Annotated in this window: 23 protein-coding genes; 9 read left to right on the top strand and 14 right to left on the bottom strand. The window is 65.9% G+C overall.

Annotated elements, in window-relative coordinates:
- Positions 1-69 precede the first annotated feature (69 nt).
- The 5 genes from NMD1_RS11310 to thiL all read right to left on the bottom strand — a co-directional run bounded on the left by NMD1_RS11310 (position 70) and on the right by thiL (position 6,399).
- Positions 70-972 carry an acyl-CoA thioesterase II gene (locus tag NMD1_RS11310; protein ID WP_124807747.1) on the bottom strand — a complete coding sequence of 301 codons (903 nt, stop codon included), beginning with the start codon at positions 970-972 and terminating at the stop codon, positions 70-72.
- 31 nt (positions 973-1,003) lie between these two features.
- On the bottom strand, positions 1,004-1,885 hold the full coding sequence (locus NMD1_RS11315; protein ID WP_125954831.1) for a transcriptional regulator: 882 nt from the start codon (positions 1,883-1,885) through the stop codon (positions 1,004-1,006).
- Positions 1,882-3,066 carry a GNAT family N-acetyltransferase gene (locus NMD1_RS11320; RefSeq protein WP_233497550.1) on the bottom strand — a complete coding sequence of 395 codons (1,185 nt, stop codon included), beginning with the start codon at positions 3,064-3,066 and terminating at the stop codon, positions 1,882-1,884. The genes NMD1_RS11315 and NMD1_RS11320 overlap by 4 nt, the downstream gene beginning before the upstream one ends.
- Before the next feature lie 162 nt (positions 3,067-3,228).
- Positions 3,229-5,364 (bottom strand): sodium-translocating pyrophosphatase, encoded by a 2,136-nt coding sequence (locus NMD1_RS11325; RefSeq protein WP_125954832.1) that lies wholly within the window; start codon positions 5,362-5,364, stop codon positions 3,229-3,231.
- 114 nt (positions 5,365-5,478) lie between these two features.
- Positions 5,479-6,399: a thiamine-phosphate kinase gene (thiL, locus tag NMD1_RS11330; RefSeq protein ID WP_255352097.1), complete on the bottom strand. Its 921-nt coding sequence runs from the start codon at positions 6,397-6,399 to the stop codon at positions 5,479-5,481.
- Between the two features lie 147 nt (positions 6,400-6,546).
- Here thiL and NMD1_RS11335 point away from each other — a divergent pair, with 147 nt between their 5' ends.
- From NMD1_RS11335 to NMD1_RS11360, 6 genes are all read left to right on the top strand, one after another.
- The gene (locus tag NMD1_RS11335; RefSeq protein ID WP_125954833.1) at positions 6,547-7,719 is read left to right on the top strand and encodes an acetyl-CoA C-acetyltransferase; all 1,173 of its coding nucleotides are present in this window, start codon (positions 6,547-6,549) and stop codon (positions 7,717-7,719) included.
- A 27-nt stretch (positions 7,720-7,746) separates the two neighbouring features.
- Positions 7,747-8,532 carry an SDR family NAD(P)-dependent oxidoreductase gene (locus NMD1_RS11340; RefSeq protein ID WP_124807743.1) on the top strand — a complete coding sequence of 262 codons (786 nt, stop codon included), beginning with the start codon at positions 7,747-7,749 and terminating at the stop codon, positions 8,530-8,532.
- A gap of 59 nt (positions 8,533-8,591) precedes the next feature.
- The gene (locus NMD1_RS11345; RefSeq protein WP_125954834.1) at positions 8,592-9,464 is read left to right on the top strand and encodes a crotonase/enoyl-CoA hydratase family protein; all 873 of its coding nucleotides are present in this window, start codon (positions 8,592-8,594) and stop codon (positions 9,462-9,464) included.
- Positions 9,465-9,490: 26 nt separating this feature from the next.
- Entirely contained in the window at positions 9,491-10,099 is a 609-nt protein-coding gene (locus NMD1_RS11350) for a TetR family transcriptional regulator (protein WP_233497551.1), read from the top strand.
- Positions 10,100-10,258: 159 nt separating this feature from the next.
- Complete coding sequence (locus NMD1_RS11355) at positions 10,259-10,717, top strand: MarR family winged helix-turn-helix transcriptional regulator (protein WP_124807740.1); 459 nt, start codon at positions 10,259-10,261, stop codon at positions 10,715-10,717.
- Positions 10,714-11,496 carry a fumarylacetoacetate hydrolase family protein gene (locus NMD1_RS11360; RefSeq protein ID WP_125954835.1) on the top strand — a complete coding sequence of 261 codons (783 nt, stop codon included), beginning with the start codon at positions 10,714-10,716 and terminating at the stop codon, positions 11,494-11,496. Before NMD1_RS11355 ends, NMD1_RS11360 begins: the two co-directional genes overlap by 4 nt.
- 116 nt (positions 11,497-11,612) lie before the next feature.
- Here NMD1_RS11360 and NMD1_RS11365 read toward each other — a convergent pair whose 3' ends face one another.
- The 7 genes from NMD1_RS11365 to NMD1_RS11395 all read right to left on the bottom strand — a co-directional run bounded on the left by NMD1_RS11365 (position 11,613) and on the right by NMD1_RS11395 (position 18,888).
- Positions 11,613-12,611, bottom strand: a complete 999-nt coding sequence (locus NMD1_RS11365) for a type II secretion system F family protein (RefSeq protein ID WP_124807738.1) — start codon at positions 12,609-12,611, stop codon at positions 11,613-11,615.
- A gap of 18 nt (positions 12,612-12,629) precedes the next feature.
- Positions 12,630-13,601, bottom strand: coding sequence for a type II secretion system F family protein (locus tag NMD1_RS11370; protein WP_124807737.1), 972 nt, complete (start codon positions 13,599-13,601; stop codon positions 12,630-12,632).
- A gap of 91 nt (positions 13,602-13,692) precedes the next feature.
- Entirely contained in the window at positions 13,693-14,976 is a 1,284-nt protein-coding gene (locus tag NMD1_RS11375; RefSeq protein ID WP_125954836.1) for a pilus assembly protein CpaE, read from the bottom strand.
- Positions 14,977-14,979: 3 nt separating this feature from the next.
- Positions 14,980-15,654 (bottom strand): CpaD family pilus assembly protein, encoded by a 675-nt coding sequence (locus NMD1_RS11380; protein ID WP_124807735.1) that lies wholly within the window; start codon positions 15,652-15,654, stop codon positions 14,980-14,982.
- 14 nt (positions 15,655-15,668) lie between these two features.
- Positions 15,669-17,303: a type II and III secretion system protein family protein gene (locus tag NMD1_RS11385; protein ID WP_233497552.1), complete on the bottom strand. Its 1,635-nt coding sequence runs from the start codon at positions 17,301-17,303 to the stop codon at positions 15,669-15,671.
- A gap of 1 nt (position 17,304) precedes the next feature.
- A complete protein-coding gene (gene cpaB, locus NMD1_RS11390) occupies positions 17,305-18,336 on the bottom strand; it encodes a Flp pilus assembly protein CpaB (RefSeq protein ID WP_124807734.1) in 1,032 nt (343 codons plus the stop codon).
- 63 nt (positions 18,337-18,399) lie between these two features.
- On the bottom strand, positions 18,400-18,888 hold the full coding sequence (locus NMD1_RS11395; RefSeq protein ID WP_124807733.1) for a prepilin peptidase: 489 nt from the start codon (positions 18,886-18,888) through the stop codon (positions 18,400-18,402).
- Positions 18,889-18,981: 93 nt separating this feature from the next.
- Here NMD1_RS11395 and NMD1_RS11400 point away from each other — a divergent pair, with 93 nt between their 5' ends.
- From NMD1_RS11400 to NMD1_RS11410, 3 genes are all read left to right on the top strand, one after another.
- Positions 18,982-19,944 carry an alpha/beta hydrolase gene (locus NMD1_RS11400; RefSeq protein WP_125954837.1) on the top strand — a complete coding sequence of 321 codons (963 nt, stop codon included), beginning with the start codon at positions 18,982-18,984 and terminating at the stop codon, positions 19,942-19,944.
- A gap of 37 nt (positions 19,945-19,981) precedes the next feature.
- Positions 19,982-21,100 (top strand): FAD-binding oxidoreductase, encoded by a 1,119-nt coding sequence (locus tag NMD1_RS11405; RefSeq protein WP_125954838.1) that lies wholly within the window; start codon positions 19,982-19,984, stop codon positions 21,098-21,100.
- A gap of 127 nt (positions 21,101-21,227) precedes the next feature.
- A complete protein-coding gene (locus tag NMD1_RS11410; RefSeq protein WP_124807730.1) occupies positions 21,228-21,410 on the top strand; it encodes a DUF1508 domain-containing protein in 183 nt (60 codons plus the stop codon).
- Between the two features lie 32 nt (positions 21,411-21,442).
- Here the strand turns inward: NMD1_RS11410 and rnhA are convergent, their stop codons facing one another.
- Positions 21,443-21,874, bottom strand: coding sequence for a ribonuclease HI (gene rnhA / locus NMD1_RS11415; RefSeq protein WP_124807729.1), 432 nt, complete (start codon positions 21,872-21,874; stop codon positions 21,443-21,445).
- Entirely contained in the window at positions 21,871-22,848 is a 978-nt protein-coding gene (thrB, locus tag NMD1_RS11420; protein WP_125954839.1) for a homoserine kinase, read from the bottom strand. Before thrB ends, rnhA begins: the two co-directional genes overlap by 4 nt.
- Positions 22,849-22,850 lie beyond the last annotated feature (2 nt).

Genomic DNA, 22,850 nt, shown 5'->3' on the forward strand with positions numbered 1-22,850 from the left:
CACAAGGCTCCGGCGGGTCAAGCACGCCCGTCGAACGGCTGCGACGGCTGGTGGAATGGCGTGACGAAGTCAGGCCTTGGGCGCGATCGGCCGGATCATGCCTTCCTGCGCTACGCTGGCGACCAGCCGGCCGTCGCGCGTGTAGATGCTGCCCCGGTTGAAACCGCGCGCATGGTCCGCCCACGGGCTGTCGCAGGCATAGAGCAGCCATTCGTCGGCGCGGAAATCGTCGTGGAACCAGATCGCGTGATCGAGGCTGGCGCTCATCACGTTGCCTTTGTCCCAGCGCAGATCGTGGGGAAGCGTGCAGGTGCCCAGCAGCGTCATGTCGCTGGCGTAGGCCAGCACCGCGCGGTGGATCTTCGGATCGTCTGGCAGAGCGGCCATGCTGCGGAACCAGGTGTTCGCGACGGGTTCCATCCGCTTCGCCGTTGTCCAGCGTTCCGGCTCCACCGGCCGCAGGTCGATCGGGCGTTGGCGGAGCACGAATTCCTGTTGAGACTTGGGCAATTTGTCGAGATGGCGGCGGCGCAGTTCACGCTCGTTGACCAGTTCCTCGGGCGCGGGGACGGCGGGCATCGCACTCGCATGGCGTACGCCCGGCTCCCGCCGGTGGAACGAGGCCAGCATGGTCAGGATCGGCTTGCCCAGCTGGCTGGCGACGATGCGGCGGTTGGAGAAGCTGCCACCATCGAGATCGCGCTCGACGCGGAAATCGATCTCGTAGTCCTCGTTGCCGCCGCGCAGGAAATAGGCGTGAAGCGAATGGACCGGGCGATCCTCCGGCACGGTGCGTTCGGCCGCCGCGAGTGCCTGTCCAATGACCTGTCCACCGAAGACGCGGCCGACGCCGCCGGGCTTGCGGCTGCCAAGGAATCGGTCGCCGCCCAGATCATCAACGTCGAGCAGGCGCAGCAGGCCGCTGACAAGTTCCTCGCCGGAAAGCTGGGGGGCAGGGGATGCGTCGTTCATCGCGCTCCCATGCGCGAACCTGCCGTTTACGTCAACGCAAACCCTTTGCCTTGGCATAAAGGCGCCAGCTGAAAGCTTTGGTCCTGTTGCTTGCGGGCCACCGGCCGGGTGCGCGGGGATTCAGGCCATTCCTGCGCAGCAGTCCGTTGAAGGCCCGCGCATCGGCTTCGGCAAAGCTCCATTCCGAACGCCAGGTTATCGATAGCGATACCGAAGGCGCGGGGCCGTTGCGCACGAAATGCGGTGCCATCACCGGCACGAACAGCGCCTCGCCGGGGGATAGCGCCCATTCGCGCCCGCCTGCCGCCAGCTCGTCGCGCCAGTAGAGTTCGCGCCCGCCGCCGGTGTGATAGGTCTCGTGCGTTTCGTCGGGGGCGTAGAAGGCATCGCCCGCCGGGAACATCGTCATCACCTTGCTGCCCATCAAGTGCAGCAGGATGTTGTGTTCCGGATCGAAGTGATAGGGCGTGACGCCATCGGGGCTGGTGACGAAGACGAAGCCTTGCGGCTTCAGCATCGCGCCGGTGCGGGCCTCGATCGTCGGGCGCAGTTCTTCCAGCAGGCTTGCCAGCAGTTCGCCATAGGCGGGCACCTGTTCGATGTTCTTGAGCGCCGCCCAGCTGCCGGTCGACGCGATGTTGCGGATCGTATCGCCGATGCCCAGGCCGTTGCCTTCGGCCTTCGCGCCGTTCAACCCGACGGGCAGGTCCGCGCGGTTGTATTCCACCGATGCTGCCGGCAGCGCTTCGGCCAGCGTCGCCAGCGCGTCCAGCGCCATCAGTGGGTGATTGCCCAGCCGGTGCGTCAGCTTGTGCGGTTGTTCGGGATAGGATGTGGCGAAGGCGGCGCGGGCTTCGTCGGTGAAGACGGGCAGGGCGCGGCTTGCGTCAAACGATCCGTGGTCTGGTTTCATGGGATGATCCCTGCGGGATTGCGGTTGAGTTCCATGGCCACCAGCCGTTCGAACGCGGCGCGGCGGGTTGTTCCGCCGATGGCGATGGAAATGCGGCCGATCGAGCGGCGTTCCATCCACAGCGAGTCGATCATCGGGTGATCGGCTGCGGCGCAACTGTCGCACCACGCAATATCTTCGCGTTCCAGCATGGCCAGGTTTTCCAGCTGGAGGAGGACGCCGGGCGAGAAACGGGCATAGCGTTCGTCGAAAGCGGTCTTGAAGGAAAAGGCGCCGGGCGCCGTCAGGAAGTTCGCCAGCATGGCGATCGGCTGTCCGTCAAGGGTGAGGCTCAGGCGTTCGAGCAGTCCACGATGGGCGGCATCGTTCATCGCCTCGCGGAACAGCAGTTCGGTTTGCGGCGCGCAGGCCAGCGCACTGCCGGAACGGCCTTTCCAGCCTTCGGCTTCCAGCGTCAGGAATTGCTCGACCCACGAAGCGACCCGCTCGATTCCATCTTCGCGGTGGAACTCCAGCGCTCCCAGTTCGGACAGGCGGGCCTGTTGCCGGCGGTATTCCTTGCGCTTCTTGCCCGGCACCGCGCGCTGCAGGTAATCGTCGGGCGCAAGCCGGGAACACAGCAGCGCGCGTTCTTCCCGATGCACCAGCGCGATGCGCCTGCCCTGTTCCGCGCCGATCGCGTAAAGGCTGCCGATCAGGCCGTTGTCCAGCGGTTGCAGCGCAAGGTGCAGGAACAGGGCCGGGCCGGCATTGGCATCGGCCCAGGCCAGCAAGGCGCGCCAGAATGACGGCTCGTCCCCGCGCGCGACCAAGGGCGCGCCCAGGAAGCAATTGGGGTGGAGCCAGTTGCCCAGATGCGGCAGCGGCCACCGGCCATAGCGCCAGGAAGGCGCCAGCGGCATCAGCCCGATCAGTTCGCCGCCCCTTTCCAGCCGGGCGATCCGAACCGTGCCCGCGGGGTCGAAACGGCGCAGAGCGGGCAGCAGATACCAGCTTTCGAAGAACGGGTTGGGCGTGGAGGCATCGCGCGCCAGGGCATCCCAGCGCCGTACCGCCTCGGCATCGACCCAACTGTTCCACGGCGCGACGATAAGCGCGGAATCGCCCGTGATGACGGCATGTGCCGGTGCTGGCGCAAGGCGCTGCCGGGATCGGCGTTCGATGAAAGGTTGCGCGCTCACGAAACTGTCTTCTGGCCCTGGGCTGCCTGCGGAATCAAAACCGCGTATCCGGGCTACCAGCAAGGACCGAAAGTTATGTTAATGATCGCACCGAAATGAAATGACCCCGCCCGTATGAACGGGCGGGGTCGCTTTCTCCCCGACTCGGGCCGGACGTTATGATCAGACCATGCTATGGCCTGCCAGCGCCGCAAGCAACAGCAGCGCGACGATGTTGGTGATCTTGATCATCGGATTGACCGCCGGACCGGCGGTATCCTTGTAGGGATCGCCCACGGTATCGCCCGTCACGGCCGCCTTGTGCGCTTCCGATCCCTTGCCGCCGTGGTGGCCGTCCTCGATGTACTTCTTGGCGTTGTCCCACGCGCCGCCACCCGATGTCATCGACAGGGCGACGAAGAGGCCGCCGACGATCACGCCGAGAAGCAATGCGCCCAGCGCCGCAAAGCCGTTGTCCTGCCCCGCGACCCACGAGATCACGAAGTACACCACGATCGGCGCGAGGACCGGGAGCAGAGAGGGCACGATCATTTCCTTGATCGCGGCCTTGGTCACCAGGTCCACGGTGCGGGCATAGTCGGGCTTCGAAGTGCCTTCCATGATGCCCGGATTGTCGCGGAACTGATCCCGCACGTCGACGACGACATCGCCGGCGGCCCGGCCGACCGCAGTCATGCCCATCGCGCCGAAGAGGTAGGGCAGCAGCGCGCCGAGCAGCAGGCCGACAATCACGTAAGGATTCTCGAGGCTGAAATCGACGTTCAGGCTCGGGAAGAATTCGCGCAGGTCGGTGGTGTATGCGGCGAACAGCACCAGCGCGGCGAGACCGGCGGAGCCGATTGCGTAACCCTTGGTGACCGCCTTGGTGGTGTTGCCCACGGCATCGAGCGCGTCGGTCTTTTCGCGGACCGAATCGTCGAGCCCGGCCATTTCGGCGATGCCGCCGGCGTTGTCCGTGACCGGACCATAGGCATCGAGCGCGACGACCATGCCGGCGAGCGCGAGCATGGCGGTGGCACCATAGGCGATGCCGAGCGGACCGGCGAGCTTGTAGGTGATGATCATCGAGGCGACGATCGCCAGCGCGGGAAGCGCGGTGGCTTCCATCGAAATGGCCAGGCCCTGGATCACGTTGGTGCCGTGCCCGGTGACCGAAGCTTTGGCGATCGACTTTACCGGGCGGTAGCTGGTGCCGGTGTAGTATTCGGTGATCCAGATGATCAGGCCGGTCAGCGCAAGGCCGACGAAGCCCGCGTAGAACAGCGAGCGGCCGGTGAACGCATAGTCATGGCCGAACGCCTGGTACGTGGTGCTGGCTTCCATGGCGCTGAAATCGCCCACGGTGCCGCCCAGCGCGTGGTTCATGGCGAACCAGATCGCCGGAACCGAGAGCAGGGCGGTAACGAAGAAGCCCTTGTACATGGCGCCCATGATGTTGTTCGAGGAGCCGAGCTTCACGAAATAGGTGCCGATGATGGAGGTGACGATGCAGACGCCGCCGATCAGCAGCGGGATCGCCATGAGCGCGTCGAGGTTGGCCGCGTTCTTCACGAGCAGCGCGGTCATGATCATGGTCGCGCCGATGGTGACGACATAGGTTTCGAACAGGTCGGCGGCCATGCCGGCGCAGTCGCCCACGTTGTCGCCCACGTTGTCGGCGATCACAGCCGGGTTGCGCGGATCATCTTCCGGAATGCCGGCCTCGACCTTGCCGACAAGGTCGGCGCCGACGTCGGCGGCCTTGGTGAAGATGCCGCCGCCCAGACGGGCGAAGATCGAAACGAGGCTGGCGCCGAGCGCGAGCGCAGTGAGCGCGGTGACGACGGTGCGGCTGTTGGCCGCTTCACCCGCGATGCTGGTGAGATAGTAGAAGAATACCGCGATCGCGAGGAGGGCCAGACCCGCCACCAGCATGCCGGTGATGGCGCCGGCGCGGAAGGCAAGGGTGAGGCCCTGCTGCAGGCCGGATTGCGCGGCGGCAGCGGTGCGAACGTTCGAGCGGACCGACACGTTCATGCCGATGAACCCCGCCGCGCCCGAGAGCACCGCGCCAAGCACGAAGCCGATCGCCGATACCGCGCCGAGCGAGACCGCCACGATCACCGCGACCACAACGCCGACAATGGCGATGGTGGTGTACTGCCGCTTCAGATAGGCTTGCGCGCCTTCCTGGATGGCGGCGGCGATTTCCTGCATTCTGGCATTGCCCGCCGGCGCACCGAGCACCTGGCGGCTGGTCACGAAGCCGTAGACGATGGCTAGTAACCCCAACACTATTGCAATTGTTACTAGGTTCACGAGAGCATCCCCCTTTATTGATCCGGCGCCTTTGTGTCCGGTTGCCCGTCGTTGCGGGTTGGGCGGGGAGGCTATAGGTTTATTCGCGCCTCGCAAGCGAAACGATGACCTGGATCAATTGTCGTGGGCGCCGTGGATATAGCCCAGCCGCCCGGCGGGAGGAATGCCGTCCACCAGCAGTGGATGCCGGCCTTGCGGCTCGACCGACCCGATACGCCAGGCGGGGCACGGGGGCGTCATGCGGCCCGGCAGGGTGAACAGCAGTTCGTAGTCGTCGCCCCAGCGCATGGCGTCGGCGGCGCGCGCGGCGGGCAGGGCAGCGGGGAGCGGCACCGCGTCGCCCGCGATCGCCAAGGTCACGCCGCTGGCTTCGGCCAGGCGCGCGCTGTCGATCAGCAGGCCGTCCGACACGTCCATCATGGCGCTGACGAGCGGTGCGAGCGCCTCGCCTTCGGCCAGGCGCGGCGCGGGACGGCGGAACGCTACGGTGTCGGTCGGGATGCCGCCTGCCTGCAGCGCTTCGAAGCCAAGCATGGCCGCGCCAACGGGGCCGGTCAGCCACAGCCCATCGCCCGGCCTCGCGCCGGCGCGGGAAGGGACCGGGCGATGCATGGCACGGCCGATGGCGGTCAGCCCGATCGCGTGCCGTCCGGTTGCATTCGTTGCCGGCGCGGCCACGGTGTCGCCTCCCAGCAAGGGCGCATCGAAAGCGTCCAGCGCCTCGCGCAAGCCGGCAAGAAACCGCGCGTCATCGCGGCCAAGCATATAGCCCAGCAAAACGCCCGCCGGCATCGCTCCCTTGGCAGCAAGGTCGGACAGGTTGGTGGCGACGAGTTTCCAGGCCACGTCCGCCATGTCCTGCGTGGGCAGCCAGTGCACGCCTTCGACCATCATGTCATGCGTCAGCACCAGCGCTTCGCCGCCGAACTCGAGCACGGCGGCGTCGTCGGCCAGCCCGCGCGCCGCGGGATCGTACGCCATCGCGCGCAGCGCGGCAATGAAGCCGCTTTCGTCGAGAGAGAGGGGGGCAGTCACCCCTTTCCTTTGGGACGAGAGGGCTTGCGGGTAAAGGCCTGCGTGCTTCTCGCGGATCGCGAACCTTGCGGTGTGGGCGCTTGACCGTGGATCGCGCGCGGTTTAACCGTTCGATTAAATCATTTGCCCGAGAGGAGTCGGAAGATCATGGCAACGGCCTATATCGTGGATGCAGTTCGCACGGCCGGGGGCCGGCGTGGCGGCCGGCTCGCCGGGGTTCATCCCGTCGATCTGGCGGCGGCAAGCCTTGATGCGATCGTTTCGCGCACCGGCATCGATCCGGCGGCGGTGGACGATGTGATCATGGGCTGCGTCACCCAGGCCGGCCAGCAGGCGATGCAGGTGGGGCGCAACGCCGTTCTCGCCTCGAAGCTGCTGCCGCAATCCACTCCGGCGGTGACGATCGACCGCCAGTGCGGTTCCTCGCAACAGGCGATCCAGTTCGCGGCGCAGGCGGTGATGTCGGGCGTGCAGGACGTGGTGATCGCGGCTGGCGTCGAAAGCATGAGCCGCGTGCCGATGGGGTCCAACGCCACGTTCCACATGAAGGAAGGGCTGGGGCACTACAAGTCGCCGGGCCTTGAGGCCAAGTATCCGAACGTCATGTTCTCGCAGTTCATGGGCGCGGAAATGATCGTGCAGAAGCACGGCTTCACCAAGGACGATCTCGACCGGTTCGGGCTCGCCAGCCACCAGAAGGCCATCGCGGCGACGCAGGCCAATGCCTTCGCCAACGAAATCGTGCCGATCACGATCGAAACGCCCGAAGGCGAACAGCAGCACACCGTGGACGAAGGCATCCGCTTCGACGCGACGCTGGAAAGCATCGGCGGCGTGAAGCTGCTCTCACCCGAAGGTTCGCTGACCGCCGCCACGTCCAGCCAGATCTGCGACGGTTCAAGCGCGGCGCTGGTCGTTTCGGAAGAGGCGCTCAAGCGTTACAATCTGACGCCCATCGCCCGCATTCACAGCCTGACCGTGACCGCTGGCGATCCCGTTATCATGCTGGAAGAACCGCTGTTCGCGACCGACCGCGCGCTCCAGCGCGCCGGCATGAAAATCGGCGACATCGACCTTTATGAAGTGAACGAGGCTTTCGCTTCGGTGCCGCTCGCCTGGCTCAAGCATACCGGCGCGGACCCTGAGAAGCTCAACGTCAACGGTGGCGCGATTGCGCTGGGCCATCCGCTCGGCGCATCGGGCACCAAGCTGATGTCGACGCTGATCCATGCGCTGCGCGCGCGGGGCAAGAAGTATGGCCTGCAGACGATGTGCGAAGGCGGCGGCGTCGCCAACGTCACCATCGTCGAGGCGCTGTGACCGTTTTCCGGGAGAGGACTAAGAACCATGAAGCTTGATAACACTGTTGCCGCCGTCGTTACTGGTGGCGCGTCCGGCCTGGGTGCGGCCACCGCCCGCGCGCTCGCCGCCAAGGGGGTGAAGGTCGCCATCTTCGACCTGCAGAAGGAAAAGGGCGAAGCCGTCGCGGCCGAAATCGGCGGCGTGTTCTGCGAAGTGAACGTGACGTCAGACGAAAGCGTCGATGCCGGTTTCGCCAAGGCGCGTGCGGCGCATGGCCAGGAACGCATCCTCGTCAACTGCGCCGGCACCGGCAACGCGATCAAGACCGCCAGCCGCTCGAAGGAAACCGGCGAGGTCAAGCACTTCCCGATGGATGCCTTCAACTGGATCATCCAGATCAACCTGGTCGGCACGTTCCGCTGCATCGCCAAGTCGGCGGCCGGCATGCTGACGCTTGATCCGTGTGACGAGTTCGGTGAGCGCGGCGCGATCGTCAACACTGCGTCGGTCGCCGCGGAAGACGGCCAGATGGGCCAGGCGGCCTATTCGGCCTCGAAGGGTGGCGTCGTCGGCATGACCCTGCCGATCGCGCGCGACCTCATGGGCGAAGGCATCCGCGTCAACACGATCCTGCCGGGCATCTTCAACACGCCGCTGCTGGCGGCCGCGCCGCAGAACGTGAAGGATGCGCTGGCCGCCTCCGTTCCGTTCCCCAAGCGGCTCGGCATGCCCGAGGAATACGCCAACCTCGCGCTCTGCATGATCGAGACGGGCTATTTCAACGGCGAGGACGTGCGGCTCGACGGTGCCATCCGCATGGCGCCGCGCTGATATCAGAACACGGGAAGGGCGCGGCAACGGACGCGCCCTTCCATCCCCGGGAGAGAACGATGACCGGCTATTCGCAGATCCTCCTCGATATCGAGGAGGGCATCGCCACGCTGACGCTCAACCGACCCGAGAAGATGAATGCCTTCACGGGCACGATGATGCAGGAAGTCATCGACGCGTTCGACCGCACCGATGCCGATGACGCGGTGCGGGTCGTGATCGTCACCGGGGCGGGTGATCGCGCCTTCTGCGCGGGAGCGGACCTCACCCCCGATGGCAAGGGCGGGCCGTTCTCCAGCGATGAACAGGTCACGGACCTGTCGGACACACGGGTGCGCGACAGTGGCGGGCTTTTGACCTTGCGGCTCTACCGGTCGAAGAAGCCGATCATCGCCGCCGTGAATGGCGCGGCGGTGGGCGTGGGCGTTACCATGCAGTTGCCGATGGACATCCGGCTCGCGTCGAAGACGGCGCGTTTCGGCCTCGTTTTCGCGCGGCGCGGCATCGTGCCCGAAGCGGCGTCGAGCTGGTTCCTGCCGCGCATCGTGGGGCTGCCCCAGGCGCTGGAATGGACCATGACCGGCCGCGTGTTCGATGCCGAGGAAGCTTTGCGCGGCGGCCTCGTCCGATCGCTGCACGAGCCTGGCGAACTGCTCGATGCGGCCAGGGGCCTCGCGCGCGAGATTGCCGATAATACCAGCGCCGTGTCCGTGGCCATGACCCGCGCGATGTTGTGGCGCAATGCGGCGGCGGACCACCCGATGGCGGCGCACCGCGTCGACAGCCGGGCCATCTACACGCTGTCGCGCGGCAGCGATGCACAGGAAGGTGTGGCTAGTTTTCTTGAAAAACGCGCTCCCCGCTACCCCGGACGCGTTTCATCGGATATGCCCGCCTTTTATCCATGGTGGGACGAGCCGGACTGGGAATGACCGAGACGAACAGGAAACAGGACACGATGGATACGCCCGGCGCGCGCGAATTGCTGCTCCAGACGGCTTCCGCGATCATGCGCGAAGGCGATCTGGTGGACATTTCCCTGTCCGAGCTTTCGTTGCGTTCGGGGCTGAACTCGGCGCTGGTGAAATACTATTTCGGTAACAAGGCCGGTCTGCTCAAAGCCTTGCTGGACCGGGACATGGAAGCCATCGTCCGCAGTGTCGATGCGCTGGTGACCAAGGACGACATGGCGCCCGAAGCCAAGCTGCGGCGCCATATCTCCAAGGTCATCGAAACCTTCTACGCCTATCCCTATCTCAATCGCCTGCTGATGCGGCTGGTCCGCGACAGCGACGATGCGGAAGCGAAGCGGATCGCCGCGCAATACCTGACGCCGCTTCACCTCGCCTACGAACGGCTGATCGACGAAGGCGTCAAGGCCGGTGTGTTTCGGCCGATCGATGCGCAGCTTTTCTACTTCACGCTGACGGGAGCGGCCGACCGTTTCTTTTCCGCGCGACTGGTCCTGCGGCACTGCTTTGATCAGGATACGCTGACCGAAGAACTGCGCGACCGCTATCGCGAACATACCATCGACATCATCATGGCCGGTATTCTGGCGCGTTGAAACGCGCGATCACGGGAAGGACCAAGGCAGGCGGTCTGATGCCCGCCTAAAGAAAATGTCGTGCGACCAGTCGGCTTCGCTTGAATTAATGGCATCGTCCTTTTCGCAGGCAACATTGTTTCGCTTGCGAGTCAGGTTGGTTTCATGTGAAGCGATCTTATGGCCGGAAAGCAGACCCGTCTCGATGAGTTCATACCCTATCGCATGGCTGTTACCGCCAATGCGGTAACCGATCTCATTTCCGGCGAATACAAGAACGAATTCGGCCTCAAGATCCCGGAATGGCGCGTGCTGGCGGTGCTGGGTGATGCGGGATCGCTGACCCAGCGCGAACTGGTGCGCGTGACGCTGATGGACAAGGTGGCTGTCAACCGCGCCTGCAAGGTGCTGGAAGATCGCGGGCTGGTCAGCCGCAGTCCCAACGTTGCCGACGGACGGTCGCATCATCTTATGCTTACCGAAGCCGGTCGCGCCATGTACGATCGTCTGTGGCCGCAGGCGCAGGAAATCTACGAGCGGATATTCTCCGCGCTCACCGAGCGCGAGACGCAACGTCTGCGCGTGATGCTCGACAAGCTGCTGAAGGCGGCGCGGGTAATCGAGGGAGAACGCAGATGAAGCTGACTTCGCTACCACAGGGCCGGGACGGCAGACTGATCATCGTCTCCAACGATCTGGCCTGGTATGCGGATGCGGACCACATCGTGCCGACCTTGCGCGATCTGCTCGATTCCTGGGATCGCAACGCTCCGGTGCTGGAATCGCTGGCGATTGAACTCGAACATGGCGCGATCCCGTGCAAGCGGTTTCACGAGCGCGAGGCGGCCGCGCCGCTGCCCCGCACCTTTGCCGCGTTCACCGGTGCGGTCCGGACGTCCAGCGACGATCTGCGCGGCGGCCGTGATCCGCTGACTTTGTCCGGGAACGGGCAGCCCGCCGAAATCGAGATCGGCATCGTCGCGGTAACGGGTGACGTGCCGCAAGGCGTTTCCGCCGCCGATGCGCTGGCGCGGATCAGGCTGGTCGGGCTGGTTGATGATCTCGTGCTGCGCGGGGCAGAGGGTGTGCCGGCACTGGCGGCGCGCCATTTTTCGCCGGTGTTCGTCACGCCCGACGGTCTGGGTGAGGCATGGCAGGGCGGCCGGCTGCACCTGCCGCTTTCGGTCGAGCGTGGCGCCGAACCGGTCGAGCGGCTTGCCAGCGATGCCGTGTCCGATCTTGGCGCGCAGATCGCGCATCTGGCGACCACACGGCGGCTGTGCGCGGGGACACTGGTTGCCACCGCGCCGCTCGGCGTCGTGCCGGTCGCCGTGGGAGAAACGCTGCGGATCGAGGCGCGCGATGCCAAGGGCCGTGCGGTGTTCGGCGCGATCGAGCAACAGGTCGTGCGCTTCTAGCCCGCGTCGTCCCAGCACAAGCTGGGACCTGGGGCCGCTGCGGGAAAACCTTCGGCAGGTTCGGTCCAGCGTCACGAGGTCCCAGCTTGTGCTGGGACGACGCGGTTTGCGGACGCTTACTTGCGGTTGATGAAGTTGTCGCTGATCGAACAGGCCGCCGGCCCAAGGATCACGATGAACAGCGTCGGCAGGATGAACAGGATCAGCGGCACGGTCATGATCGCGGGCAGGCGCGCGGCCTTTTCCTCGGCCCGCATCATGCGTTCGTGGCGGAATTCGGCGGACAGCACACGCAGCGCCGATGCCAGCGGCGTGCCGTAGCGCTCGGTCTGGATCATCGTGGTGGTCACGCCCTTCACCGATTCCAGGTTCACGCGATAGGCCAGGTTCTCGAAGGCCTGCCGCCGCTCGGTCAGGAACGACAGTTCGATCGCGGTCAGCGCGAATTCATCGCCCAGTTCGGGATAGGCGCGGCCCAGTTCGCGCGCCACGCGATTGAATGCGGCATCGACCGTGAGGCCGGCTTCAGCGCAGATGACCAGCAGGTCCAGCGCGTCAGGCAATCCCTTGCGGATTGCGGAGGTGCGCTTGCCGATAAGGTTCTGCACGAACAGGTCAGGCCCCTTGTAGCCCAGGATCACGATGACCGCGAACGCCATGAAGCGCTTAAAGCTGCCCCATTCGGGGAAGTAGTTGATGCCGTAGATCACCAGCGCGGCGATCAGGCCCAGCACGATCGGTCCGATCATGCGGCCAAGGATAACCGCGACGGCCCATTCCTTCTTGCGGATGCCGCCTTGCGCCAGCTTCTGCTGGATGGTCGCAAGCTGGCTGTCCTGCAGCACGCTCATCTTTTCGAGGAACGTGCGGATGATATCGGTCGTCTCGTTGCGGTGGACGATGCTCGCACGCTTGCGCGTGTTGGAGGTCACGATACCGGCCTTGAGCTGTTCGCGGCGTTCGTTCAGCGCCTTGACGCGCTTGGCCATCGGGTCCTTGACCGTGATCGCGGCGTAGATGGCGAGCATCACCGCCGCCGCGGCGACGCCGGCAAGGATCGAGCCGACGGCAAGAACGTCGAAGCCGAGGAGGGTGGGGCCGTGCGGGGCATCCATGGTGTGCGTTTCCCTCGCTCAGATCTCGAAGTTGACCATCTTGGCCATGATGAAGCCGCCCAGGCTGAGCCAGACCATGCCGCCCAGGCCGATGACGATCAGGCGTTCGTCGGTGAAGAATTTCAGCATGTAGGCCGGGTTGATCCAGTAGATCAGCCCGAACACGATGAACGGCAGCGAACCGATGATGTAGGCGGAAGCTTTGGATTCCGAGCTCATCGCCTTGATCTTGAGCTTCATCTGGGCGCGCTTGCGCAGCACGTCGGCCAGGTTCGCCAGCGTTTCGGCAAGGTTGCCGCCGGTTTCGCGCTGGATGGCCAGCGTGATGCAGAAGAAGTTGAATTCCGGGAGGTCCAGCCGATCGCCGGTTTCCTGCATCGCTTCGTCCATCGTCCGGCCCACCTTGATGCGGTCGGTTACCAGCTTGAATTCCTCGCCCACCGGGCCGGGAAGTTCGTTTGCCACGACGGTCAGCGTTTCGCTGATCGGCAAGCCGGAGCGCAGGCCGCGCACCAGCAGTTCCAGCGCATCGGGAAAGCGGGTGACAAAGGCGTTGGTACGCTTGTTGATCGCGCGGTTGACGATCATGTGGGGCAGGCCGGCACCAACAAGGATACCGGCGCCCAGGCCCAGCAACGGTGCCCCGGTCTTGAGCGTGGCCAGCGCCATGACGGCAACGCCCAGCCCGATCGAGGCATAGACGTACTGCGTCAGCGTCCAGCCCTTGCCCGTGCGGTGCAGGCGCAACGCTAGGGCTTCGGACCGCGATGCCGATCCGGCGATGCGATAGGTGGTTGGCTTCCGCGCGGCCACGGCCTTGCGGTATTGCGCTTCCATCTTGTCGGAAGCGCTTTCCGAATGGCGGAAACGCACGGCCTGAAGCCGGCGCTGGCTTTCCTTGGCGGGCGAAGGCCCCAGGAAGAGGGCATAGCCGATGCCGAACAGCGCCAGCACGCCGAAGACGACGACGATCAGGGGCAGGGTGTTCATCGGCATCGGTTTCTTACCTCAAACCGCCACCTTCCGGCCTGTCGGGGGCGGAAAGGTGGCTTCATTGTCGTGCGCCAGGGCCGGGGCGGGATCAGGAGGCCGGGGCGGCCGCCTTGCCCTTCTTGGCCGCGAGCATCTTCTTCAGATCGAACTTGCTCAGCAGCGAAGCCTTGCCCGCCGCGCCTGCGGCAACGGGCTTCATGTCCGCATCGTCGCCCGCGTTGACGATCGCCTTGCCGATCTCGGCGATGACCGTCGTGGCCTTGATGTTGCGGTTGGCGCCCACGAACGTCTGGCCCAGCTTGGCCGCGTTGGCGGCGGCCTTGGCGTCATAGGGGATCATGAAGTCGATCTTGCGTTCGATCGAGGCTTCGAAGTCCGTCTTGCTGATTTCGCCGATGCCGGTGTGGACCTTGTTGACCACCACGAGCGCCTGCGCGTGGGGCGCGTTGCCCTTCAGCCACGACAGCAGGCGGATCGCGTCGCGCGCGCCGGCCAGCGTCAGTTCCGTCGCCACGACCGCCACGTTCACTTCCCCCAGCAGGTGCGGGAAGTTGATCAGCATGTTGCGGGGCATGTCGATCACGGTCATTTCGAACGCGTGGCGGAATTCCTCCTGCAACTGCACGAAGGCCGCCCCGTCGGTCATCAGCGGCGCATTGATCGGCGCTTCCGCGGACAGGATCGCGAGATTGTCGTTCGCGCGGATCATCGCGCGCTCGATGAACAGCCCGTCGATACGGCTGGGATTGTCGATCGCGTCGGTCAGGCCACGGCCCGGTTCGAGATCGAGCGTCAGCGCGGCGGTGCCGAAGTGAACGTCGAGATCGAGCAGCGCGGTCGGCATCTTCTGGTCGGAGCTGAACAGCCAGGCCAGCGAGGTTGCGATCGTCGACGCGCCGACGCCGCCACGCGTGCCGACAACGGCGGTCGAGATGTGGCGCTTGATCGCACCGGCATCGCTGGTCTTGGGCGCGGCGAAGATCGCCTGGGCCTGGACCAGCGCATCGCGGACCTGGTTGGGCGACAGCGGCTTCAGCAGATAGTCCTGGATGCCCGAGGCAACCAGATCGCGATAGAGCCGCACGTCGTTGACCTGGCCGACGGCGATCACCACCGTGCCGGGTTCGCAGACTTCGGCCAGCGCGTTGATGTCGGTCAGCGGATCGCCGCTTTCCGAAAGGTCGACCATAAGGATCGCTGGGCTGGCTGTGATCGAGAGCGACTGGATCGCGTTGCGCAGGCCGCCCTTGTTGCACTTTTCAGGCTGCCAGCCCATGTCGACCACGATCGACCGCAGGACATCCAGCGCCGCGTCGTCGCACATGAAGGCGGCGAATGTATCGCGATTGCCGTTCTTGAAGGGCGCGTTCATGGCTTAGTTCACTCCCGACTGGCTCGACTGCTGCTTGACGGTGGTGCCGCCACCGCCCGTCGGCTTGGCGTCGCGATAGGTGCTGATGGCCTTGGTCGAGCTCATCACCACCGTATCGCCGGTGCCGGTTGCGCCGTGGACAAGGTGTTCCTTGTCCGCCACCATCGCGGCAAGGTTGGCGTTGGTCGCGCAACCGAAATTGGACGAAGCGCCATTGCCGAAATTGGCATCCGACTTGGCGGACCAGTCCGGGCAGCCGGGCACGCTGGCGGTGGTGCGGGTAATGACCACGCGCGCCATGCCCACCGGCACCACGCCCTCGGTCACCGGCGCGGTATCGGCCAGCAACAGCCCGAAGCGCGCGGCCACGGCCTCAACCGCCGTGCGCGTCGCGCCCGACTGGACGGGATCGTCCACCGAAACGCGGTCGCCATAGCGGAGGCCCAGCGTCTCGAACCAGTCGGCCAGACGGCGCTGGTCCGCAACTGGAACGCCGCCGCCCGTCAGGGTGTTGACGTCGAACGTATAGAGGTTGCGCTCCACCACGGGCTGGTGAACGCTTTCGAGCGACCGGTTGGTCGGCATGCCGCCGCAGCCGGAAAGGGCAAGGCCAAGCGAAAGGGCGATGGCGGCCCCGGCGAGACGGACGCTGACAGGGCGGTTGGAAGTTACGGGCATCGGTCGTCCCTCTCTCAATTGATGCTGAAGCCGGGGGCGGGTGCCTCGGCGCTCTTGCCGGAACGACGGGCGTTGCGCGGTTCGGGCGCGGCCTTGTCGGCGGATGCGGAGGGCGCCGATGGCTTGTCCAGCGCGCCGACCTGCGAACCGGACTGCACGTTGCCCGGCTTTTCGGTGGGGTGCAGGCCCTGCTTGCCGCTGACGCTGTCGCTTTCCATGTTGCCAAGGATTCGCTGGACCTCATTGGCGGTCTGGAAGCCGTCGGTTGGCAGTTTGATCTGGTTCGCGTCCACCGGGTTCACCAGATAGGGGGTGACGACGATCACCAGTTCGGTCTCACCGCGCTTGAACCCGGTCGAACGGAACAGGGTGCCCAGGATCGGGATGTCGCCGGCGCCGGGCAGCTTCTGGATGTTGTTCTGCGAGTTGCTGTTCATCAGGCCCGCGATCATGAAGCTCTGGCCCGAACCCAGTTCCACCGTCGTTTCCGTGCGGCGCACGGTCAGCCCGGGGATGGTGAAGCCGGAAATCTGCACGGCGCCCTGCGAGGACAGCTCGGACACTTCCGGGCGCACGCGCATCGAGATGCGGCCGTTGGAGAGCACCGTCGGCGTGTAGGACAGGCTTACGCCATAGCGCTTGTATTCGACCGAGGTCGTGCCAAGGCCCTGGCTCATCGGGATCGGGAATTCGCCGCCCGCCAGGAAATCGGCGGTCTCGCCCGACATCGTGGTGAGGTTGGGCTGCGCCAGCGTGGTTGCAAGGCCGACCGTTTCGGCCGCATCCAGCTTGGCCAGCATGCCCAGCCCGAACAGCTTGCCCGCCGCCGCCAGCGTGGTGCCGGTGGACGCGGGGTTAACCGTGGTGCCGGGCAGCAGCGCGACCTGCCCGGTCGACGGGTCGACGCCATAGTAGCTGACGCTCGAACCCACACCCAGAGGGGCGCCGGGATGGAAGGTGGAAGCAGCCGATCCCTGACCGATGCCGAACTTGAAACCGCCGGTGCCGTCGATCGAGGTGATATTCGACGTCAGCGACTTGACCACTGAGCGGCTGACTTCGGCGATGCGCACCTGCAAGTTGACCTGCAGGGGCGTGGCCAGCTTCAGGCGGCTGATGACCTGGGTCTTTTCACCCACGAACGCCTTCACCAGCCGTTCGGCCTCGGCCGCGTCTTCCGGCGCGCCGACGGTGCCGGTCAACAGCACGGTGTTGTTCATCGTTGCCGTCGAGATCTTGGCGTCGGGCATCGCCAGGTGGAGCATCTGGTCCACGCTGTCGATGTTGGTGCCGACGCGGACGTTGGCCGACCAGATCACGTCGCCCTTGCCGTTGCTGGCATAGACGGTGGTTTCGCCGCCGGCCTTGCCGAACACATAGAGCTGGTTCGTGGCCTTGACCTGCACGTCGGCAATGTCGTTGTTGGCGACGAACACGTCCGACATCCGGCCCGGCAGGGTGATCAGTTCACCGCGGCCAATGGCGATGGCGATGCTGCGTGCCGGGCTGGTTACGCTCTGGGCGCTTGCCGCGTCCAGTGCGCCTGCCAGGGCCAGCGGCGTGACGAGCAGCGCGGCCGGAAGCAGCGGGAAGGTGATGCGGGCTTTCATGGTCTTGCCTTTCGCCTGCGCGGGGATGTGCTGATCCATCTCAGTTTGCCCCTACCGCGACGGTTTCGGTGTCCTTGCCGCGGGTGATCCTGACGATCGGGCCGCGGTTGATGATGATCGGCGCTCCGGCCGGGGCGGCCATCGGGGGCGCGCCGGCGGCCATGCCGTGCGTTCCGAAGCCAGCCGGCACCATCGATGGCATGGTCTTGCGCTGGAAGCGCGAGACGTCGCCGCCGGTGACGAAGCTGGAACCGTTCTCGACCGGCTGGTGCATCGCCTGCTTGATCAGCTTTTCCTCGTCGGCCTTGGTGGCGCCCGCGGGGATCTTGACCTGGCCCGATGCCAGCGCCTGTTCCAGATCGGCCGAATTGTCGGCGATCGAGCGGAGCGAGAGGCTGATCGTGCCCAGCGTCTGGGCGACGGCGATCTTTTCCGCGATCTTGGGCGTCACTTCGACCGTTACCGTGCCGAAGGTGTGGACGCGGGTTTTGCCGTCCACGGTTTCCTGTTCGGTCGACTGGTCGGTCGCCAGCACGCGCAGGTTCTTGAGGATGGTTTCCGACGTCTGCAGCGCGGCCTGATTTTCCGCACCCTTGACCGATTGCGTCAGGACAAGGTCGATGTGATCGCCGGGGAAGACGAAGCCGGCGACGGCGGTGTGGTCCGAAACCGCGATGGTCACGGCGCGCATGCCCGGCCCGAGCGCGGCGGCGAGGAAGCCGCGATCGCCCGGCGAGACGAGCGATCCGCGCGTTACCGGTTCGCCTGCCGTGATCGGCTGGCGCACCACGGTGCCGAGCATCTTCGCCATGTCCGCTTCGCCTTCGACGAAATAGGCATCCTGCACGAGATCCTTGGGCCAGGGCTGGTAGCCGATCGCATCCGCGGTGATGATTGTGCCCAGCGGCAACGCCCGCTTGGCTACCAGTACCTTGGGACCGCTTTCGATTTTCGCGGCAGCCTCGGCCTGCGGCGTCGGTGCGCCGCCTGAGAGCAGGCTCCTTGCCGCAAAGGCCGTGCCGATCGCGACGATCAGCGCCCCCACCAGCAGAAACAGCTTCTTTCTATCCATGGCCTTCTATCCCGCCCTCTTGTCCGGATTTGCGCCTTTTCAGGGAAATTGGTTAAAATTGGCCTATCCTGCCGAAACGGCTTGCAAAGCGGCCCAGTTGGTAGTGCCGATGATCCACAGCCCGCCGGCGGCGATCGCTACGCCGTAGGGGATTTTCAGCTTGTCCTTCTGCCGCCGCATCACGTGCCAGCCGCCCAGCACGATCGTCAGGATTCCTCCCGTCAGCGCCATGATCACCAGCAATTGCAGGAACAGCTTGCCGGGTATCCACAGCGCCAGCGCGGCGAGCAGCTTCACGTCGCCGCCGCCCATGACCCGCAATGCGAAGAGGCCGGCGAGGATGGCGAAGGTTAACAGCGCCACGCCTATCTGCACGGCGATGTCCGGCCAGACATGCCAGCCCATCGCGAACCAGAACGCGGGCGCGGCCAGCGCGATGGCGGCGTTCAGCCAGTTGTCGATCTGGCGGCGACGGATATCGGTGAAAGCGGCAACCAGCAGCGCGATTGCCAAGGCTCCGACCAGTCCGTAAACGATGAAATTGCCCTGCATGGGCTATGCCTTACGCGACAACCACTTACCAAACGGTAACCAAGAGTCGGCGGGGATTTCCGTCGATTCTGGCCCGATGGGGATCGGACCTGCATGGCGGTGAACATCGATCGGAGAGCGATTCCCGCCGCGGCGACGGAAGCATGGTGGTCCGCGCGCGACGGCCATGCCATCCGGCGCATCGATTGGCAGCCGGCCCCGGAAGGCGCCGCCACCGTTCGCGGGTCGCTTCTGTTCATGCCGGGACGCGGGGATTTCTATGAAAAGTACCTCGAGACGCTGGATCACTGGCATCGGCAGGGCTGGCGCGTAACCGCGGCCGACTGGCGCTGGCAGGGCGCTTCGGGGCGGTATGGGGACAAGCCCCTAGCGGGCGATGTCCGCGATTTCGGCGTGTGGATCGACGATCTGGCCGCGTTCTGGTCCGACTGGCGGGCGCAGACTCCGGGGCCGCACGTGATCGTCGGCCATTCGATGGGCGGGCATCTCGTGCTGCGGGCGGTCGTGGAGCGGCGGATCGATCCGGTCGCGGTCGTGCTCAGTGCGCCGATGCTGGGGCTGACCACGCCTGGTCCTTCGGCGCTGCATCAGGCGTTGGCGCGCTTCATGTGCCGGATCGGCGATCCGGGGCGGCTGGCGTGGAAGACCAGCGAGAAGCCGGGCTCGTCCCCGGCGGGCCGTCATGTCCTGCTGACGCACGATGCCGACCGGTACGCGGACGAGCTGTGGTGGAAGGAACAGCGCCCCGCGCTGGCGATCGGGCCTGGAACCTGGCGCTGGGTGGAACGGGCGGTCGCCTCGATTCGCGGGATGGAGCAGCCGGGCGCGCTGGAAGCGGTCGACCTTCCGGTGCTGATCCTAGGCGCGCGGCACGATGCGCTGGTCGGCTACCGCGCGATCGCGCGGGCCGCAGCGCGGTTGCCGCGCGCGCAACTCGTGACCTGGGGCCGCGAAGGCCGCCACGAGTTGCTGCGCGAGGCCGATCCCGTGCGCGATCGGGTAATCGCGACGATCGACGATTTCCTCGACCGCATGGCACCGGCTATCGCACGGTGACCCATTGAACGCTGACTTCAGGACTCTGCCGCAACCCGTGACCACCGAGACTTTCGACATTGCCGTGATCGGCGCGGGCATGGCCGGCGCCAGCCTTGCCGCCGAACTTGCACCTTATGCCCGCGTGCTGGTCATCGAGGCGGAGGATGCACCGGGCTATCACACCACCGGCCGGTCGGCGGCGTTCTGGGAGGAAACCTACGGCGGCCCCGGAGTCGTTCCGCTGACGATGGCGTCGGGCGGGTACCTGCGCGAGCATGGCTTCCTGTCGCCACGCGGGGCATTGAGCATCGCGACGGCCGAGGACCGGCACAAGCTCGAAGCCTATGCCGAAAGCTTCGGCGCGATGGGGATCCACATCGAATGGCAAAGCCGCGCGGCGATGGACGCGCGCGTGCCCGGCTTGCGCCCCGAATGGGCTTTCGCGACCTGGGAGCCGGATTGTTCGGACATCGACGTGGCCGCGCTGCACCAGCATTACCTGGCCATCGGGCGCCGGGCCGGAACCGTGCTGCGTGTCCGGGCGCGGGTTTCGGCGGTGGAGCGCGAGGCGGCGGGGTGGCGCGTCGTCTGGGGCGAAGGGCAGGGTGCAGGAGCAGCGCGCGCGGCGATCGTGGTCAATGCCGCCGGCGCGTGGGCGGACGAGGTCGCAGCGCTCGCCGGAGCCGCCCCGGTCGGAATCCTGCCCCTGCGGCGCACGATCGTGCAGTTGCGCACCGATCCCGAAGCATTGGCCGACATGCCGCTGACGCTGGGCATCAACGGAGACTTCTATTTCAAGCCGCAGGCCGGCCGGCTGTGGCTTTCGCCGCACGACGAGATTCCCGACGTGCCCAGCGATGCCGCGCCCGAGGAACTGGACGTGGCGGTGGCGATCGATCGCTTCGAACATGTGCTGGACTGGCGCATCGCCGCGCTGGAGCGACGCTGGGCGGGCCTGCGCAGCTTCGCCCCCGATCGCTTGCCCGTCTATGGCTTCGATCCGGTGCGCGAAGGGTTCTTCTGGTTCGCCGGGCAGGGGGGCTTCGGCATCCAGACCGCGCCGGCGGCGGCCCGGCTGGCGGCGCAAATCCTGCTGGGACACCCGGACGACGCGATGACGGCGGGGATCGACCGGGCGTGCTATGCCCCGTCGCGCTTCGCCATGGCTGCCTGACGGTCCGACGTTCGCAAAATCACCATTCCGGTGGCGATTGACGATAGCCTCTTTGCGCAGCCAAGCCGCGTGCTATCCCGTGCGCGGGGGCTGATCCTGACTGATCCAGCGCGAAGGAGCGGGTGTGATGGCGCATCGTTTTGAAATCCGGAAGAACAAGGCCGGCGAGTTCGTGGCCTATTTCTGCTACAACAGCGAAACCATTTTCTGGACCGAAGGCTATTCCAGCAAGGCGAGCGCGAAGAGCGCGATCGAATCGATCCAGAAGAATGGGCCCTCTGCGCCGGTGGAAGACACCACCGTCGCATAAGCGCTCAGGCGCAAAGCGCCGCGCGGCCGCGTTCAGGCGGCTTGCGCGGCGTCGCTGGCCAGACGGTCCACCCGTTCGTTCTCGGGGTGGCCGTCATGGCCCTTCACCCAGACCCATTCGATCTTGTGCGGGCGCGCGGCCGCGACGAGCGCGCGCCACAGGTCGTCGTTCTTGACCGGTTTCCTGTCCGCGGTCTTCCAGCCGTTTTTCTGCCAGCCGAAGACCCACTTGGTGATGCCGTCCAGCACGTACTTGCTGTCGGTATGCAGCGTCACCTGGCAGGGCTGCGTCAGTGCTTCGAGCGCCTTGATCGCGCCCATCAGTTCCATGCGGTTGTTGGTCGTCTCCTTTTCGGAGCCGGCCATTTCCTTTTCGTGTTCGCCCATGCGCAGCAGCGCGCCCCAGCCGCCCTTGCCGGGGTTGCCCTTGCACGCGCCGTCGGTGAAAATCTGGACGTGCTTCACGCGAAGACCCCGGCGTTGGCGGGATCGGCATAGAACGCCAGCCGGCGGGCGAAGGCCATCGGGTCCTTGCGCGTGACCAGCGCGTCGGCGGGCGTGTTCAGCCAGTCATAGGCGCGGCTGGCGGTGAAGCGGATCGCCGCGCCCTGTGCCAGCACCGGCAAGGCGGCGCGCTCTTCCGGCAACAGCGGGCGCACGCTCTCGTAGCCTTCGAGCAGGGCGGCGGAGATGTCTGCGTGAAACGCCTTGCCCGCGCTGTCGAAGCACCAGGCGGCGTGCGTCACCGCCACGTCGTAGGCGGTGGTGTCGTTGCAGGCGAAGTAGAAGTCTATCAGGCCGGTCACCCTGTCACCCAGCATCAGCACGTTGTCGGGGAACAGGTCGGCATGGATCACCGAGCGAGGCAGGCCTTCAGGCCATTGCGCGGCGAGCCGGGGCAGGGCTTCCTCCACCAGGTCCGCCAGCACGGGATCGATCGCGGAAAGGCCGTCATGCCCGCAGGCGTCCAGCAGGCGCTGCCATTCCGCGCGGTCCATGCCGTTCGCGCGCGTCTGCGGGAAATCAGCGGCGGCAAGGTGCAGCTGCGCCAGCGCCGCGCCCACCGCGCCCGCCTGCGCCGGCGTGGGATCGGCGACGGAAACGCCCGGCAGGAACTCGATCAGCGCCAGCGCCTTTGCGTCGCGCACCTGATACAGCCGCCCGTCGCGAGCGTGGATCGTGCGCGGCACGGGGCACCCCTTGGCCGCAAGGTGATCGAGCAGCGACAGGAAATAGGGCAGGTCGTCCAGATCGATGCGGAATTCGTACATCGTCAGGATGAAGCGCGCGCCCTTTCCGTTCGCGCCGGTCGTCTCGATCAGCCAGTTGCTGTTCGACACGCCTTCCGCGATGCCCTTGGCCGAAACCAGCTGGCCGATGTCGAAACTGGCCACAATATCGGCCATCGCCCCGGCGTCGAGGTGGGTATAGACCGCCATTG

This window comes from Novosphingobium sp. MD-1 (genome assembly GCF_001014975.1).
Lineage (GTDB): Bacteria > Pseudomonadota > Alphaproteobacteria > Sphingomonadales > Sphingomonadaceae > Novosphingobium.